Below are 16,375 nucleotides of genomic sequence, written 5' to 3' on the forward strand. Positions count from 1 at the left end.
CCAGTATCCTCGCGTCATCGGCAAAGACCAATAGCCCTATTATCAATACGGGTTGTTTGAGCGCATGGAGCACTCAGGCAACCGACAAAGGAATTACTCCATGAACAGCCGTTTCAAGGCATGGCGTCACAACCTCGCCTGGACCCTTCCGATGGTGGCCGTGCTTGCGGGCTGCACCGGTGGCGACAACAACCAACCGAAAACCCACGCCCTGGCCACCTACTCCAGTGCCACGTGGGAAGCACTTCCGACGGTGTCCGACAACGACCTGGTCGCCGGCTTCGGTTCGTGGCGCAGCGCCTGCACCCGGCTCAAAGCCGACCCGGTGTGGGGCTCGACGTGTGCGGCTGCCGCCAACGTGCCGCAAACCGCCAGCGACATTCGTGGTTTCCTCAAGCAGAACCTCGACGTTTACGGCCTGCGCGCCGCCAATGACAATCCCAGCGGCTTGATCACCGGCTATTACGAGCCGGTCTACCCCGGCAGCCTGACCCAGACCGACGTGGCGAACATCCCGGTGTACGGTGTGCCCGAGGACATGATCATCGTCTCTCTGGACAGCATTTATCCGGAACTCAAAGGCAAACGCCTGCGCGGACGACTCGAAGGTCGCGTGCTCAAGCCTTACGACGATGCGGCCACGATTGAAACCAAAGGGGTCAAGGCACCGGTTGTTGCCTGGCTGACCGACCCGATGAACCTGCAATTTCTGCAAATCCAGGGCTCGGGTCGTATCCAGCTCGATGATGGCCGCCAATTGCGCATCGCGTATGCCGACCAGAACGGTCACCCGTATCGACCGATCGGCCGCTGGCTGGTGGACCAGGGCGAGCTGAAAAAAGAAGAAGTGACCATGGGCGCCATCAGCCATTGGGCCAAGGCCAATCCGACGCGCATTCCGGAACTGCTGGGCAGCAACCCCAGCTACGTATTCTTCACCCGCAACCCGGACAGCAACGAAGGACCTCGCGGCTCGCTGAACGTACCGCTGACCGCCGGCTACAGCGCGGCGGTGGATCGCAAAGTGATTCCGCTGGGCAGTCTGTTGTGGTTATCGACCACTAAACCGGACGGTACCGCACTGGTACGCCCGGTTGCCGCTCAGGACACCGGCGGCGCAATTGCCGGTGAAGTCCGTGCAGACCTGTTCTGGGGCACCGGCGAGGCGGCCGGGCAATTGGCTGGCGACATGAAACAACAAGGGCAGATCTGGATGCTCTGGCCTAAAGGCGCAGCCCTGCCTCAAGTGCCGCAGGTGGCTGATGCGGTGAAGACCAGCCCCTGATATCTGTATCGGCGGCTAAATAGCAATCGCGAGCAGGCTCGCTCCCACATTTGGATCTCCAGTGAACACAGCATACGTGTACGACCGAGATTCAATGTGGGAGCGAGCCTGCTCGCGATGAGGCCCTCACAAACACCGCCGTATTTTCAGACAGAAACCACAAAGAAACTGACGATCAACCCCATCCCTACCAACCACATCAGCGACCGCAAAATCGCCCAGTCCGCCAAGTAGCAAATGATGTACAGCAGCCGACTGGTGATGAACAACACCGCCAACACATTGATCGTCACCAGTTCGGCATTGCCGGCCAGGTGCGCAACGATCACCGCCGCCGCGAACGCGGGAATCACTTCAAGACTGTTCAGATGCGCCGTATACGCGCGTCGGCCCAAACCATTCAGCGACTCTAGAAAGTCGCGGGGGTCATAGTTGTCTTTCAGCCTGAACCCGCCACAGGCCCTGGCGATGCCCGTGCAGATATAGGGCAGGAAAATCGCGATCAAAATGCACCACAGAGCAACCGTCATATCGCAATCCCTTCTTCAAGTTTCAAGAGTCGAGCTCCAGTCAAAACTTCATCACCAGCATGCCGATCAGCACCAGCCCACAGGCTAAGAGCCGTGGCCTGCCGAAAGGTTCTTTCAGGTAACGCATGCCGAACAGCACCACCAGAATTACGCTGATTTCGCGCAATGCCGCCGCTTCGGCAATCGAGCCCAGCTGCATGGCCCACAGCACCAGAGCGTAGCTGAACAGCACACAAAACCCGACCGCCAACCCCAGTCGCCACTGCTCACGCCAAAACAACATGAAGGCCGGTCGCTTACGCACCAGCGCCAGTAACGGGAACGGCCAGGCGCTGAGCAAGGTGACCCACACCAGGTAATCCAGCGGATGCGACCAGCGCCGCAACGCCTGGCCATCGATGAAGGTGTAGCAGCCGATGCACAGGCCGATCAACGCCACCACCGGCAGCATCGACCACGGCAATCGCGCTCCGCCGCCGCCCTGCCAGAGCAGGCAAAGCATGCCGAACGGGATCAGCAGAATCCCGAAGATCTGCTGGTCCGTCAGCACTTCCCCGGCAAAAATCAGCGTCAGTGCCAGCACTACCAGCGGCGACAATCCACGCATCAGCGGATAGACCAGCCCGAGATCACCAACCCGATAGGCCTGGATCAGCAAATAGCGATAGAGCAATTCAAACGCCGCCGACGCCAGAATCCACGGCCAGATGTCCAGGGGTGGTAACGCCACGAACGGCAGCATCAGCGCGACAAACAGCATTGCAACGCTGTCCATGCAGGCCACCACCAGCAGCCGTTCCGCACTGAATTTGATCAGGGTATTCCACGCCGCGTGCAACAGCGCCGCTACTAACACCAGTGCTGTTGCAAGCACGGCACACTCCTTTTGTTGACCGCCCCCCTCCCATGCTCCTTTCTACATGAAGCAGAGGGGAGATAATTGATTCGCCATATGTCAGCAGCTGTTTATACTGCAAGCGACCACGCCGCACTCAGTTGCGCACAGACTAATTCCAATAAATTTTTGCCACCGCCCGCTCTCGTCGAGAACGGGCGTCGGCATGCGTATGCCTGATCAGAGCGTCAAGACTACCGACAGAGATCATGCGCATGCCACTCGCCTTGCTTGCCCTCGCTGTTGCCGCGTTCGGCATCGGCACCACTGAATTCGTCATCATGGGCTTGCTGCCCGATGTCGCCCGCGACCTCGCCGTGAGCATTCCCCACGCGGGTCTGCTGATCACCGGCTACGCCCTGGGTGTGGTGTTCGGTGCGCCGATCCTCGCGGTCGGCACCGCCAACATGCCGCGTAAAGCCACGCTGCTGGGCATGACCCTGATGTTCATCCTCGGCAACATTCTTTGCGCATTGGCGCCGAACTACGCCACGCTGATGGCCGCGCGGGTGATTACTGCTCTGTGCCACGGTGCGTTCTTCGGCATCGGTTCGGTGGTCGCCGCCGGTTTGGTGGCACCGAACAAACGCGCCCAGGCAATTGCGATGATGTTCACCGGCCTGACGCTAGCCAATGTGCTGGGCGTGCCATTGGGCACTGCGCTCGGGCAATACGCCGGCTGGCGCTCGACGTTCTGGGCGGTGTCGGTGATCGGCGTGATTGCTGCGATTGCGCAGTGGGTCTGGTTGCCGAAGGACATCGCCATGGACAAGGCCAACCTCGCCAGCGAGTTCAAAGTACTGGGCAAGGTCAACGTGTTGCTGGCGCTGGGCATGAGCGTGCTGGCTTCGACCAGCCTGTTCAGCGTCTTCACTTACATTGCCCCCATCCTGCAAGACATCACCGGCGTCAGCCCGCATGGCGTGACCATCATGCTGCTGCTATTCGGGGTCGGATTGACCGCGGGCAGCATGCTCGGCGGTCGCCTGGCTGACAGTCGATTGCTGCCGTCGCTGGTGGGCATGGCGTTGGCCGTGCTGGTTGTGCTGGCCGCCTTCACACAGACCAGTCACTCGGTGATCCCGGCAGCGATCACGCTGGTGTTGTGGGGCATCTTCGCGTTTGCCCTGTGCCCGATTTTGCAACTGCTGATCATCGATCAGGCCCATGAAGCGCCGAATCTGGGCTCAACGTTGAACCAGAGCGCGTTCAACCTCGGCAACGCGGCAGGTGCGTGGATTGGCGGATTGGTGGTCGCCAGTGGAGCGGATCTGGCGGATTTACCGTGGACCGGCGCGCTGGTCAGTGGCTTGACGGTGCTGACGGCGCTTTTCTACATCTATCTGCAACGTCGTGGCGCGACTGCGGTCAATGTGTCCGGCTGAAAGATTGCATCGTGGCTGAAACCGATCGCGAGCAGGCTCGCTCCCACAGTTGATCTTCAGTGAATACAAAATTTGTAAACGACTGAGATCCAGTGTGGGAGCGAGCCTGCTCGCGAAGAAGCTGACGCGGTGCACCTGCCCAAACCTTTTCCTCCAACCCCCATCCAAGGACCCCGGATGCTTGAACTTGTCGCTGCGTTTATCTGCCTCACCACACTCCTCACCTATGTGAACTTCCGCTTCATCGGCCTGCCCCCGACCATCGGCGTCATGGTCACCGCGCTGATGTTTTCCCTGCTGCTGCAAGGCTTGAGTTTCATCGGCTACCCCGGTCTCGAAGAACGTGTGCAACAGCTGATCGGCCAGATCGACTTCGGCGACCTGCTGATGAACTGGATGCTGTCCTTTCTACTTTTTGCCGGCGCCCTGCACGTCAACCTGAATGACCTGCGCAGCCATCGCTGGCCCATCGGTTTGTTGGCGACCTTCGGCGTGTTGATCGCCACCGCCTTGATCGGCAGCCTCGCCTATTACATTTTTGCCCTGTTCGGCTGGCACGTGAGCTTTCTTTATTGCCTGCTGTTCGGCGCGCTGATTTCCCCCACCGACCCGATCGCGGTCCTCGGCGTACTGCGGACCGCCAACGCATCCAAGCCCCTGAAAACCACCATCGTCGGCGAGTCGCTGTTCAACGATGGCACCGCCGTGGTGGTGTTCACCGTGTTGCTGGGCATCGCGCAACTCGGCGAAACCCCGACCGTCGGCGCCACGGCCATGCTGTTCGTCCACGAGGCGATTGGCGGCGTGCTGTTTGGTGGGCTGATCGGTTACCTGGTGTACCTGATGATCAAGAGCATCGAGCAGCATCAGATCGAGGTGATGTTGACCCTGGCGCTGGTGATCGGCGGCTCGGCCATGGCGTCGGAACTGCACGTCTCCGCTCCGATCGCGATGGTGGTCGCGGGCCTGATCATCGGCAACCTGGGCCGCAATCTGGCGATGAACGACATGACTCGCAAGTACCTGGACGGTTTCTGGGAATTGCTCGATGACATGCTCAACGCCCTGCTATTCGCACTGATCGGCATGGAGTTGTTGCTGCTGCCGTTCAACTGGTTGCACGTACTGGCGGCGAGTTTGCTGGCGCTGGCGATTCTGCTTTCGCGCCTGCTGACGGTGGCGCCGGCCATCGTGCTGCTGCGGCGTTGGCGCACAGTGCCGCGCGGGACGATCCGGATTCTGACCTGGGGTGGTTTGCGCGGGGGTGTTTCGGTGGCACTGGCCCTGGCCTTGCCGCTGGGTCCGGAGCGTGACTTGCTGCTGAGCATCACCTACATCGTGGTGCTGTCGTCGATCCTGTTGCAGGGTTTGAGCATTGGCAAACTGGTCAAGCACGTGACCAAGGATGAGCCTGCGCCAGCGGCACAGGCCGAACATCACTGACTACTTTTTGGTCTTCTGCGGGTCGGGCTCAGGGCCTTGATCCGTAGACTTCTTCGGCGGCCCGCTCTCGCTGCGAATCTGCGCATGGCTGATCAGCGCGAAAATGAAGCTGCCGCCGATGATGTTCCCCGCCAGCGTCGGCCCGGCGAACACCAGCCAGAAATCCTTCCACGGCAACTCGCCGGCAAACACCAGATACGAGACCTCGGCCGAACCGACCACGATATGGGTGAAATCCCCCAGCGCCATGAGGTAGGTGATGAGGATGATGATCCACATCTTCGCGCTCTCCATGGACGGAATCATCCAGACCATGGTGGCGATCATCCAGCCTGACACAATGCCTTTGGCGAACATCTGGCTGGCGTCGTTCTCCATGATCTTGCGCCCGATATCGAGGAAGGCCAGGTCGGTCTTGCTGTCGAAAATCGGCAGATTCAGCATCACATACGCCACCAGCAACGTGCCGCAGAGGTTGCCCACCAGCACCACCGACCACAGGCGTAGCAACCGACCGAAATTACTCAGTGTGGGTTTGGTCATGATCGGCAGCACCGCCGTCAGGGTGTTCTCGGTGAACAACTGCTGACGGGCGAGGATCACCGCGAGAAAGCCTGCGCAGTAACCGAAACTGGCGATCACCTTGAAGCCTTCGCCGTCCGGCAGACGGGAATTGAGCAGCCCCATGGCCATCAGCGACAGGCCCATGGTCAGGCCGGCGGCCAGCGCCGACCACCACAAGGCGGCGACACTGCGCTCGAGTTCCTGATCGCCCTGGGTGCGGATGATTTCGTGCAGCACCGCCGCTCGCGGTGGCTGGCTCTTTTCGACGTCGTGCTGTTCTTCAGGCGAGAGGTTTGGGGTCTTGCCGTCTTTTTGCGCGTCCATAAAGCTCCGGAACCCGTGATGTGTCATGTAGGTACGACACGCAGGGTTCGGAGCTGTTCACTGCCCTCAGAAGATCGTTCCCACGCTCTGCGTGGGAATGCCTCAATGGACGCTCTGCGTCCGCTCTTGGGACGCGGAGCGTCCCGGGCTGCATTCCCACGCAGAGCGTGGGAACGATCATCAGGGCGCACCGCCGATCTCACTCGCTGGCGACATCATCCTTGAACTGGTCTTTGACGTACGTGATCTCGGTCCGGCCGTGCGGCGCTGGCAAGCCGTCTTCACCCAGATTGACGAAAACAATCTTCTCCACCGTCAGGATGCTTTTGCGGGTGATCTTGTTACGCACTTCGCATTTCAGGGTGATGGAGGTGCGACCGAACTCGGTGGCGGTGATGCCCAGTTCGATGATGTCGCCCTGGCGCGAGGCGCTGACGAAGTTGATCTCGGAAATGTACTTGGTGACCACTCGCTGATTGCCCAATTGGACGATGGCGTAAATCGCCGCTTCTTCGTCGAGCCAGCGCAACAGGCTGCCGCCGAACAGCGTGCCGTTGGGGTTGAGGTCTTCGGGTTTTACCCATTTGCGGGTGTGGAAATTCATATTCACTCCTGACCGTCTTGCCGATTGATGCCGGCCATCATGGCAGAGCCCGACCTAGAGCTCTATCAAGCATCGGCTATGGCCTCGATTACCGTTCAGACATTGACCAACAGAAACGCTTTGGAAGTATCGCTCACACGGCTATAATCGCCACCGTTTCAAAACGGTCATCTTCGATTGATACCGTTTTCCCGCCACCTGTCCGAGGGGCGCTGCAGCAGGTTCGACCTGTCAGGCTCGGATGGGGCGTTGCTTGACCGTTATCGGTCAGACACTAAACGCACAACGGCGCCCATTCGCATACATTACGAATGGAGGCTCATCATGAGCGCTGTTATCACGCCTGCAGATTTTAACGATTACAAAGTTGCCGACATGTCCCTGGCTGCCTGGGGCCGTCGCGAAACCATCATCGCCGAATCCGAAATGCCGGCCCTGATGGGTCTGCGCCGCAAGTACGCCGGTGAGCAGCCGCTCAAAGGCGCGAAGATCCTCGGCTGCATCCACATGACCATTCAGACCGCCGTGCTGATCGAAACCCTGGTTGCCCTGGGTGCCGAAGTACGCTGGTCGTCCTGCAACATTTTCTCGACTCAAGACCAGGCCGCTGCCGCTATCGCCGCTGCCGGTATCCCGGTTTTCGCCTGGAAAGGCGAAACTGAAGAAGAGTACGAGTGGTGCCTGGAGCAAACCATCCTCAAAGATGGCGCGCCTTGGGATGCCAACATGATCCTCGACGACGGCGGCGACCTGACCGAGCTGCTGCACAAGAAATACCCGGCGATCCTGGACCGCGTCCACGGCGTCACCGAAGAAACCACCACTGGCGTTCACCGCCTGCTGGACATGCTGGCCAAGGGCGAGCTGAAAATCCCGGCCATCAACGTCAACGACTCGGTAACCAAGAGCAAGAACGACAACAAGTACGGCTGCCGTCACAGCCTGAACGATGCGATCAAGCGTGGTACCGACCACCTGTTGTCCGGCAAGCAAGCGCTGGTCATCGGTTACGGTGACGTGGGCAAGGGTTCGGCCCAGTCCCTGCGTCAGGAAGGCATGATCGTTAAAGTTTCCGAAGTCGACCCGATCTGCGCCATGCAAGCCTGCATGGACGGTTACGAGCTGGTTTCGCCGTTCATCGACGGTATCAACAACGGCACTGAAGCAAGCATCGACAAAGCGCTGCTGGGCAAGATCGACCTGATCGTGACCACCACCGGTAACGTCAACGTTTGCGACGCGAACATGCTCAAAGCCCTGAAGAAGCGCGCTGTTGTCTGCAACATCGGCCACTTCGACAACGAAATCGACACCGCTTTCATGCGCAAGAACTGGGCATGGGAAGAAGTGAAGCCACAGGTTCACAAGATCCACCGTACCGGCCCTGGCGCATTCGACGCTCAGAACGACGACTACCTGATCCTGCTGGCCGAAGGCCGTCTGGTTAACCTGGGTAACGCCACCGGTCACCCAAGCCGCATCATGGACGGTTCGTTCGCCAACCAGGTTCTGGCCCAGATCTTCCTGTTCGGCCAGAAGTACGCCGACCTGTCGCCAGCCCAGAAAGCCGAGCGCCTGACCGTTGAAGTACTGCCGAAGAAACTCGACGAAGAAGTGGCCCTGGAAATGGTCCGCGGTTTCGGCGGCGTTGTGACTCAACTGACCAAGACCCAGGCCGACTACATCGGCGTGACCGTTGAAGGTCCGTTCAAGCCGCACGCTTACCGCTACTGATTGGACCCGGCGGGCTTTGCGCCCGCCGATCCTGACCAGGCGGACCGGCCATCACCGGCCCGCCTTTTGCGATTGCAAAGGGTATTCCCATGTCCCAAGAACGTCGCTACAGCTTCGAGTTCTTCCCTACGAAGACCGACGCTGGGCATGAAAAACTGATCGCTACTGCCCGTCATCTGGCGACCTACAATCCTGACTTCTTCTCCTGCACCTACGGCGCTGGTGGTTCGACCCGTGATCGCACCCTCAACACCGTGTTGCAGCTCGAAAGCGAAGTCAAAGTTCCTGCCGCACCGCATTTGTCCTGCGTTGGCGACAGCAAGGACGACTTGCGCGGCCTGCTGACCCAATACAAGGCAGCCGGCATCACCCGTATTGTTGCCCTGCGCGGTGACCTGCCTTCCGGCATGGGCATGGCCAGTGGTGAAATGCGCCACGCCAATGACCTGGTTGAATTCATTCGTGAAGAAACCGGCGATCATTTCCACATCGAAGTCGCCGCCTACCCGGAAATGCATCCGCAAGCGCGCAATTTCGAAGACGATCTGACCAACTTTGTGCGCAAGGCCAACGCTGGCGCCAACAGTGCGATCACCCAGTACTTCTTCAACGCCGACAGCTACTTCTACTTCGTCGAGCGTGTACGGGCGATGGGCGTGAACATCCCGATCGTTCCGGGGATCATGCCTATCACCAACTACAGCAAGCTGGCGCGCTTCTCCGATGCCTGCGGTGCGGAAATCCCGCGCTGGATCCGCAAGCAGCTGGAAGCCTACGGCGACGACACCCAGAGCATTCAAGGCTTTGGTGAGCAAGTCATCACCGAGATGTGCGAACGCCTGCTGCAGGGTGGCGCTCCAGGGCTGCACTTCTACACGCTGAACCAGGCCGAACCGAGCCTGGCGGTGTGGAACAACCTGAAGTTGCCGCGCTAAAAGCAAGATCAAGAGATCGCAGCCTCGTTTCACTCGACAGCTCCTACAGGGTACGCAATCCCCTGTAGGCGCTGTCGAGTGAAACGAGGCTGCGATCTTTTGCTTTTAACGCCCTTTTATTGTGCAGCAACACTCTGAGTTAGAGCTTCTGGATCCCGTTTCTGGCTCTTTCCGGTTTCTCGTCGTAATCTCAAGCCATGCCTTTGATCGCGCAGTTACTGACCGTGTTTCTTTTTACTTGCCTGAGCTTCGCCGCTCGGGGCGAGAAGCTGCGCATTGTCACTGAGCCCTGGGCGCCGTACGTGTATGAGGAAAACGGCAAATCCCTGGGACTGGACTACGAAACCACCGCCATCGTCTTCAAACGCCTGGGCATCGAAGTGGATTGGCAGTTCCTGCCGTGGAAACGCTGCCTGTCGATGCTCGAAACGGGCCAGGCAGACGGCGCGCTGGATATCTTCCACAGCGATGAGCGCGACGCCACCCTGCTCTACCCCGGCGAGCCGCTCTCGGAAGTGGAGTTCGTGATGTTCTACGCCAATGAGCGGCCCCACCCTTTCCGCACCCTGGCCGACCTGAAAGGGCTGACCATCGGCACTTCCCCAGGCTATCTGTACAGCCAGGACTTTCGCGAGTCGACCCTGTTCACTCGCGAGCCAGCGCCGACCCATGAAGCCAACTTCGGCAAACTGGTGCGCGGACGGATCGACCTGCTGATCACTGATCGCAGGGTCGGTCAGCACCTGCTCGACGAATTGGGCATCCGCGACAAGATTACCGAGAACCCGACCGTCATCAGCCACCAGAGCCAGTTCCTGGCAGTACGCCGCAACGCCGGCATGGACTTGTTGGTGCAGCGCTTCGGCGCCGAGCTCAAACGCTTCAAGCGCGAGCCTGCGTACGCTGAATTGAGCGCCCGTTATGGCGCCGATCCGGCTGCCGAGGTAAAAACCACCAGAACCACCGCCGCCAATGGAAAAACCGTTGAGCAGCAGGAAAGCGGCGCGCAGTGATTGCTCTGTTATACTCCGGCCTTCCCGCCAGGCTCACGCCCGGACGCTCGGACTTGTTCAAGGCATCTCGACCCCGCTACAGCGCAGCTTCTCAGCCCGCGCGAGCACTCCAGATGAGCCTTCTTGGCCCAGCAGGACCGGACGGGATTGCGTTCCTCTTAAACGCCATTCGCGCCAGGCAAGACTCCCATTGGGCCAAGCCCTAACTAAAACAGGATTACTCATGTCCTTTGCTTCCCTCGGTCTCTCCGAGGCTTTAGTCCGCGCCATCGAGGCAGCGGGCTATACCGAGCCTACTCCGGTGCAACAGCGGGCCATTCCCGCCGTGTTGCAAGGTCGCGACCTGATGGTCGCGGCTCAGACAGGTACTGGTAAAACCGGCGGCTTCGCCCTTCCGATTCTGGAGCGGTTGTTCCCCAACGGTCACCCGGACAAATCCCAGCGTCACGGCCCGCGCCAACCGCGCGTACTGGTCCTGACCCCTACCCGCGAACTCGCGGCTCAAGTACACGAGAGCTTCAAGGTCTATGCCCGTGACCTGAAGTTCGTCAGCGCCTGCATCTTCGGCGGCGTCGGCATGAACCCACAGGTTCAGGCCATGTCCCGCGGTGTTGACGTGCTGGTGGCCTGCCCTGGCCGCCTGCTCGACCTCGCCGGTCAAGGCAGCGTCGATTTGTCCCACGTGGAAATCCTCGTGCTGGACGAAGCCGACCGCATGCTCGACATGGGCTTCGTCCATGACGTGAAAAAGGTCCTCGCCCGTCTGCCGAGCAAACGCCAGAACCTGCTGTTCTCGGCGACTTTCTCCAAAGACATCACCGACCTCGCCGGCAAGCTGCTGCACAACCCGGAACGCATCGAAGTCACGCCGCCGAACACCACGGTCGAGCGTATCGAACAGCGCGTATTCCGTCTGCCAGCCAACCACAAGCGTTCGCTGCTGGCCCACCTGATCACCGCTGGCGCCTGGGAACAGGTGCTGGTGTTCACCCGCACCAAGCACGGCGCCAACCGTCTGGCCGAGTACCTGGACAAACACGGCCTCAGCGCCGTTGCGATCCACGGTAACAAGAGCCAGAACGCTCGCACCAAAGCCCTGGCCGACTTCAAGGCTGGCGAAGTGCGCATCCTGGTCGCCACCGACATCGCCGCTCGCGGCCTGGACATCGATCAGTTGCCACACGTGGTCAACTTCGAACTGCCAAACGTCGACGAAGACTACGTTCACCGTATCGGCCGTACTGGCCGTGCCGGTCGTTCGGGTGAAGCGATCTCGCTGGTCGCTCCGGACGAAGAAAAACTGCTGAAAAGCATCGAGCGCATGACCAAGCAGAAGATTGCCGACGGCAACCTGATGGGCTTCGATTCCAGCGCTGTAGAAGCCGAGAAACCTGAAGTTCGCGAGCGTCCGGATGTGCGTAACCCGCGCAACCCACGTGGCCCGCGCGGCGACGGTCCGAACGGCACCGGCGGTGGCGGCGGTCGTAAAGACAAAGGCAAGGACAAGGGCGGCAAGGAAAAACCTGCAGCCACTGGCCGTGGTGATCGTCCGGCGCGTGAACACAAGCCACGTGAAGGCACTCCGGCTCGCGAGCAACAGCGTCCAGCGCCACGCGCTGCTGCTGCAGACCGAGCTCCGGACGAGTTCCTGGACGACGATATCGATAACTTCGGTAACCGCGTCGACTACGTTCCCCAAGCCAAACCGGCTCAGGGCCGTGGCCGCCGTCCGGGTGCTCCGGCACAAGGCACGACAGCTGGCGCAGGTGCTCCGCGCACCGGCGGCGCCAAGCCTCAGGGTCGTCAAAGCGGCCCACGCAGCAGCGATGGCGCCACCACCGGCACTCCGCCGGCCAAGCGCAGCGGCCCACGCAACGGTGCTCCACGTGACGGCCAGGCCCGTCGCGAAGAGTCCCGCAACCGCCGCCCGGCTCGCACCGACGACCAGCCGCGTTCGGAACCTGCCGTGCAAAACCCGCGCGGCCCGGCACCGAAGATCATTCACAAGGAGTCGAAAACCGATCGTTTCCCGACTCCTGAGCAACTTGATCAACTGCCAGGCCGTCCGCGCGGCGAGAAACCAGCCTTGCTGACCCGCAATCGCTGATTTAACGCAGTAACAAAAAATGCCCCGTATCGCGAGATTCGGGGCATTTTTTGTTTTCCTGGATAGGCACAAATCCTCAACTGACCAAAGAAACCCTGTGGGAGCGAGCTTGCTCCGGGCGGCGTTCCGACGATGGCGCCTGTTCAGTCAGAACTGCTGCGACTGACACACCGCTATCGCGAGCAAGCTCGCTCCCACAGTGGATTTGCGGCGATCGTGCAGATTGCGCCAGGCAATAAAAAACGCCCCCGACCGTGAGATCGGGGGCGTTTTTGTTTTAGCGGCGAAAGTTACTTAGCTTTCACACCTTCAAACGTCACGTACAACTCGACCGCGTCGGACTGTGGGCCCAGGTCTTTCTGCTTGCCGAAATCGGAGCGCTTGAGGTTGGTGGTGCCTTCGAAGCCGGCACGGTAGCCGCCCCACGGATCCTTGCCTTCACCCAGGAAAGTGGCCTTGACCACGATCGGCTTGGTCACGCCCGCGATAGTCAGGTTACCGCTCACGTCAGCAGTGTCTTTGCCAGCGGCGTTTTTGCCGGTGGATTTGACGCTGGTGGAAACAAACGTGGCTTTAGCGAATTTGCTCGCGTTCAGGAAATCGCCGCTGGCGATGTGCTTGTCACGTTCGGCGTTGTTGGTGAACACGCTGGCGGTGTTCACATTGAACTCGATCTTGCTGTCTTCTGGCTTGGCAGCGTCGAAGCTGAACTTGCCGTCGATATCCTTGAAGGTACCGGTGATGAAGCTGTAGCCCAGGTGGCTGATCTTGAAGTCAACGAAGGCGTGCTGGCCTTCCTTGTCGACGACGTAGTCAGCCGCCATCACGTTGGCGGACAACAGAGCAGAACCGATTGCCAGAGCGGCGAGAGTCTTTTTCAACATGCTTTCTATTCCTTGGGAGTCGAGGTTGAACGTCAAGCTTTGCGCCCCAGCATTCGAGTGAGGGTCGCATCACGATCGATAAAGTGGTGCTTCAGTGCTGCCAACGCATGGAGACCGGAAAAAATTACCAGCACCCACGCCAGGTACAGATGAATCACACCGGCGGTGTCTGCCTGATCCGGTAGTCCGGAAATCAATGCAGGGACTTCAAACAGGCCAAACACCGGAATCCCGACACCTTCTGCGGTGGAAATCAGGTAACCGGCAATCATCACAGCGAACAGACTGAGATACAGGAACGAATGGCCGAACTTGGCGCCAAGGCGCGTCATGCGGCTATAGCTTTCAAGTGCCGGTGGCGGCGGGCTGATAAAACGCCACAGGACCCGTAGGACCATGACGGCTAACAACACCAGGCCAATGCTCTTGTGCAAGTCGGGCGCGTCTTTGCGCCAGGTGCTGTAGTAGTCGAGACCGACCATCCACAAGCCCAACGCAAACAGGCCGAAGACCGCCAGCGCCACGCCCCAGTGCATGAAGATGCTGACCCAACCGTAGCGCGAAGAAGAATTACGTAGCTGCATTGCCCAAATCCTGTGAGAACTGCGAACAAGACTATCGAGTTATCTATCGAGTTAAAGCGGAAAATTTCGCTTTGAAATATCGAGAAATACGATCAAGAGTCTGAAATAGGTGAGTTAAGGAAAGATTAAAGACCCATGTGTAATAAAAAATGACGTCCAACTAAAGAACACCTGCACCATAAGGTTTATTCGATTCTTGATTTTGGTTTTCTTCGGGCATAAAAAAACGCGGCATTTCTGCCGCGTTTTTTAGTCCCAAAGCTTACTGCGCTTTGGTATCCGTTGCCGGAGTCGCAGCAGGTTTGGCCGCTGGCTTCTTAGCCGGTTCAACTTTCTTCGCCGGGGCCTTTTTGGCCGCAGGTTTTTTCGCCGCAGCTTTGGCCGGGGCTTTTTTGGCGGGTTCGGCTTTCACCGGTTCCGCTGGTTTCGGTGCTTCGACCGGCGCTGGCGCTGGGGCCGGCGCAGGTGTTGGAGCCGGTGCCGGAGCAACCGGAGCCACTGGCTCTGGCGCTTTGACCGGTGCCGGTTTGTCGTCAGAACCAATGAACAGGTTGGTGAAGAAGTTGCCTTTCTTCGCCGCCACCGCGCCGGCCGCCGCAACGGTCGCTGCCGGAACAATTTTCGCCGGTTCAAACGACTTGCCGGCCGCCAGGTCTTCTACCTGACTGGCTGCCCGCTGACCGGTGCGCAATGCACCTTCCAGCGTGCCCGGGTACAAAGTGTCAGTGTGTTCGCCAGCAAAGGTTACACGCTGAATCGGACGCTCCCACAGACGCCAGTACTTGCTGATCTGGCCAGGACCGAACGCCAGGTAAGCGCCGCCCATCGATGGGTCGGTGCTGTAGCGGCGGATCTCATAGCCGGTGAACGAACCGCGCGCCTGTGGATAAAAAGCGTGCAGGCGAATCAACACCTGATCGGCCATCTGCTTGTCGCCGAAAGCCTGCATCACCCGGGCGTTGTCGCCGGAAATGTTGATCACCACGTTGGCGCCGCCCTTCAGCGCCGGCTCAACCCACAACATGCCCAGACCGGCGTTGCTGTAGATCTCGCCGGTCATGCGCGCCTTGCTTTCCCACACTGGCGTCTTGAACTTCAGCATGATCTGGTCGCGCCAGCCGTAGTTGGTGCCCTTGATCGCGCCCATGTGCTGGGCATCCAGCGACGGGGTCATCTGGATCTTGTTCAGTGCGCGCAATGGAACGGCCACGACGACGTAGTCAGCCTGATAGCCGACGCTGCCGACTTTGACGGTTACGCCATCCTTGTCCTGGGTGATCGTCGAGACCGGGGAGCTGGTCTTGATGGTTTTCAGTTGTTTGACAAAAGCCTGGGCCAGCACCGGACTGCCACCCACCAAGCGCGAGGCGCGCAAGTCACGGTCAGCAACGCCACGGTAAACGCGGCTTTGCTGTGCGAAGTACAACAGCGACAGGCGCGATGGTTCGTCATAACGGGTACGAATCTCCTGATTCACCAACTGACGAGCCGTGGCCGGCAGATTCAGACGGTCGAGCCAGTTGGCCACGTTGATCTGGTCCAGGGCGAACAGCGTGCTGTTGGCCGCCGGGTTCTGCGGGTCTTCGATCGAACGCGCCAGATCGTCCAGGGTCTTTTCGTAGCGCTTGAGCGCGTCGCTGGTGGCCGGTTGCTTGGTGGCCAGATCGGCGGCAGTGAAATACTCACCGTCAATCAGGTAGCCCGGGGTCCGCACGAACTCTGGGGCCGGCGTGGTGCTCAGCTTGAAGGTCGATACGTACTTGTTCAGAACCGGTTGGGTCTTGTCGTTGCCGATCCACTCACTGGTGGCCATGCCGGAGCGACCGCCCATGCTCGATTTGGCTTCCAGCAGGGTGACCTGCCAGCCCTTGTTTTGCAGTTCGTAAGCCGCGGTGAGGCCAGACAGCCCTCCGCCGATCACGATCGCCGTTTTATCCTTGGCCAGCGCAGACACGCTGAACAGCCCCAACATCACCAGCGCACAGGCGCGCAGCCAACCAGCAGACATTCAGAGAACTCCGGAAATACACGAGGAAATAGCGGTTTTACGAGCCAGACGGCCCAAAGAACCGCGAAGAATACGTCAGC

General features: G+C 59.7%; 14 protein-coding genes and 1 riboswitch. Of the genes, 7 read left to right on the plus strand and 7 right to left on the minus strand.

Annotated elements, in window-relative coordinates; all coding sequences use genetic code 11:
• Nucleotides 1–100 precede the first annotated feature (100 nt).
• Entirely contained in the window at nucleotides 101–1,285 is a 1,185-nt protein-coding gene (gene mltA, locus AC3IUE_RS30190; protein ID WP_462000082.1) for a murein transglycosylase A, read from the plus strand.
• 146 nt (nucleotides 1,286–1,431) lie between these two features.
• Here the strand turns inward: mltA and AC3IUE_RS30195 are convergent, their stop codons facing one another.
• Together AC3IUE_RS30195 and AC3IUE_RS30200 are read right to left on the minus strand one after the other, a co-directional pair.
• On the minus strand, nucleotides 1,432–1,815 hold the full coding sequence (locus tag AC3IUE_RS30195; protein ID WP_056739017.1) for an MAPEG family protein: 384 nt from the start codon (nucleotides 1,813–1,815) through the stop codon (nucleotides 1,432–1,434).
• A gap of 40 nt (nucleotides 1,816–1,855) precedes the next feature.
• Complete coding sequence (locus AC3IUE_RS30200) at nucleotides 1,856–2,689, minus strand: EamA family transporter (protein WP_489264516.1); 834 nt, start codon at nucleotides 2,687–2,689, stop codon at nucleotides 1,856–1,858.
• A gap of 236 nt (nucleotides 2,690–2,925) precedes the next feature.
• Between AC3IUE_RS30200 and AC3IUE_RS30205 the strand changes: the two genes are divergently transcribed.
• Nucleotides 2,926–4,095 carry an MFS transporter gene (locus AC3IUE_RS30205; RefSeq protein ID WP_489268993.1) on the plus strand — a complete coding sequence of 390 codons (1,170 nt, stop codon included), beginning with the start codon at nucleotides 2,926–2,928 and terminating at the stop codon, nucleotides 4,093–4,095.
• 177 nt (nucleotides 4,096–4,272) lie between these two features.
• Nucleotides 4,273–5,538, plus strand: a complete 1,266-nt coding sequence (locus tag AC3IUE_RS30210; protein WP_489264517.1) for a cation:proton antiporter — start codon at nucleotides 4,273–4,275, stop codon at nucleotides 5,536–5,538.
• Here AC3IUE_RS30210 and AC3IUE_RS30215 read toward each other — a convergent pair whose 3' ends face one another.
• On the minus strand, nucleotides 5,539–6,426 hold the full coding sequence (locus tag AC3IUE_RS30215; protein WP_046045262.1) for a formate/nitrite transporter family protein: 888 nt from the start codon (nucleotides 6,424–6,426) through the stop codon (nucleotides 5,539–5,541).
• Between the two features lie 199 nt (nucleotides 6,427–6,625).
• Nucleotides 6,626–7,030: an acyl-CoA thioesterase gene (locus AC3IUE_RS30220; RefSeq protein WP_033060418.1), complete on the minus strand. Its 405-nt coding sequence runs from the start codon at nucleotides 7,028–7,030 to the stop codon at nucleotides 6,626–6,628.
• Nucleotides 7,031–7,228: 198 nt separating this feature from the next.
• A riboswitch (S-adenosyl-L-homocysteine riboswitch) is annotated at nucleotides 7,229–7,331 on the plus strand.
• Between the two features lie 23 nt (nucleotides 7,332–7,354).
• Between AC3IUE_RS30220 and ahcY the strand changes: the two genes are divergently transcribed.
• The 4 genes from ahcY to rhlE2 all read left to right on the plus strand — a co-directional run bounded on the left by ahcY (nucleotide 7,355) and on the right by rhlE2 (nucleotide 12,819).
• Entirely contained in the window at nucleotides 7,355–8,764 is a 1,410-nt protein-coding gene (gene ahcY, locus AC3IUE_RS30225; RefSeq protein WP_046045260.1) for an adenosylhomocysteinase, read from the plus strand.
• Between the two features lie 89 nt (nucleotides 8,765–8,853).
• Nucleotides 8,854–9,699 (plus strand): methylenetetrahydrofolate reductase [NAD(P)H], encoded by an 846-nt coding sequence (metF, locus tag AC3IUE_RS30230; RefSeq protein WP_046045259.1) that lies wholly within the window; start codon nucleotides 8,854–8,856, stop codon nucleotides 9,697–9,699.
• Between the two features lie 197 nt (nucleotides 9,700–9,896).
• Nucleotides 9,897–10,712 carry a substrate-binding periplasmic protein gene (locus AC3IUE_RS30235; RefSeq protein ID WP_489264518.1) on the plus strand — a complete coding sequence of 272 codons (816 nt, stop codon included), beginning with the start codon at nucleotides 9,897–9,899 and terminating at the stop codon, nucleotides 10,710–10,712.
• A 223-nt stretch (nucleotides 10,713–10,935) separates the two neighbouring features.
• The gene (rhlE2, locus tag AC3IUE_RS30240) at nucleotides 10,936–12,819 is read left to right on the plus strand and encodes an RNA helicase RhlE2 (RefSeq protein WP_056739003.1); all 1,884 of its coding nucleotides are present in this window, start codon (nucleotides 10,936–10,938) and stop codon (nucleotides 12,817–12,819) included.
• 290 nt (nucleotides 12,820–13,109) lie between these two features.
• Here the strand turns inward: rhlE2 and AC3IUE_RS30245 are convergent, their stop codons facing one another.
• From AC3IUE_RS30245 to AC3IUE_RS30255, 3 genes are all read right to left on the minus strand, one after another.
• Entirely contained in the window at nucleotides 13,110–13,703 is a 594-nt protein-coding gene (locus tag AC3IUE_RS30245; protein WP_033060424.1) for a YceI family protein, read from the minus strand.
• 32 nt (nucleotides 13,704–13,735) lie between these two features.
• Entirely contained in the window at nucleotides 13,736–14,287 is a 552-nt protein-coding gene (locus tag AC3IUE_RS30250) for a cytochrome b (RefSeq protein ID WP_489264519.1), read from the minus strand.
• 262 nt (nucleotides 14,288–14,549) lie between these two features.
• Nucleotides 14,550–16,295, minus strand: coding sequence for a flavin monoamine oxidase family protein (locus AC3IUE_RS30255; RefSeq protein WP_489264520.1), 1,746 nt, complete (start codon nucleotides 16,293–16,295; stop codon nucleotides 14,550–14,552).
• Nucleotides 16,296–16,375: the final 80 nt, after the last annotated feature.

It is taken from the genome of Pseudomonas sp. GL_093 (assembly GCF_057837605.1).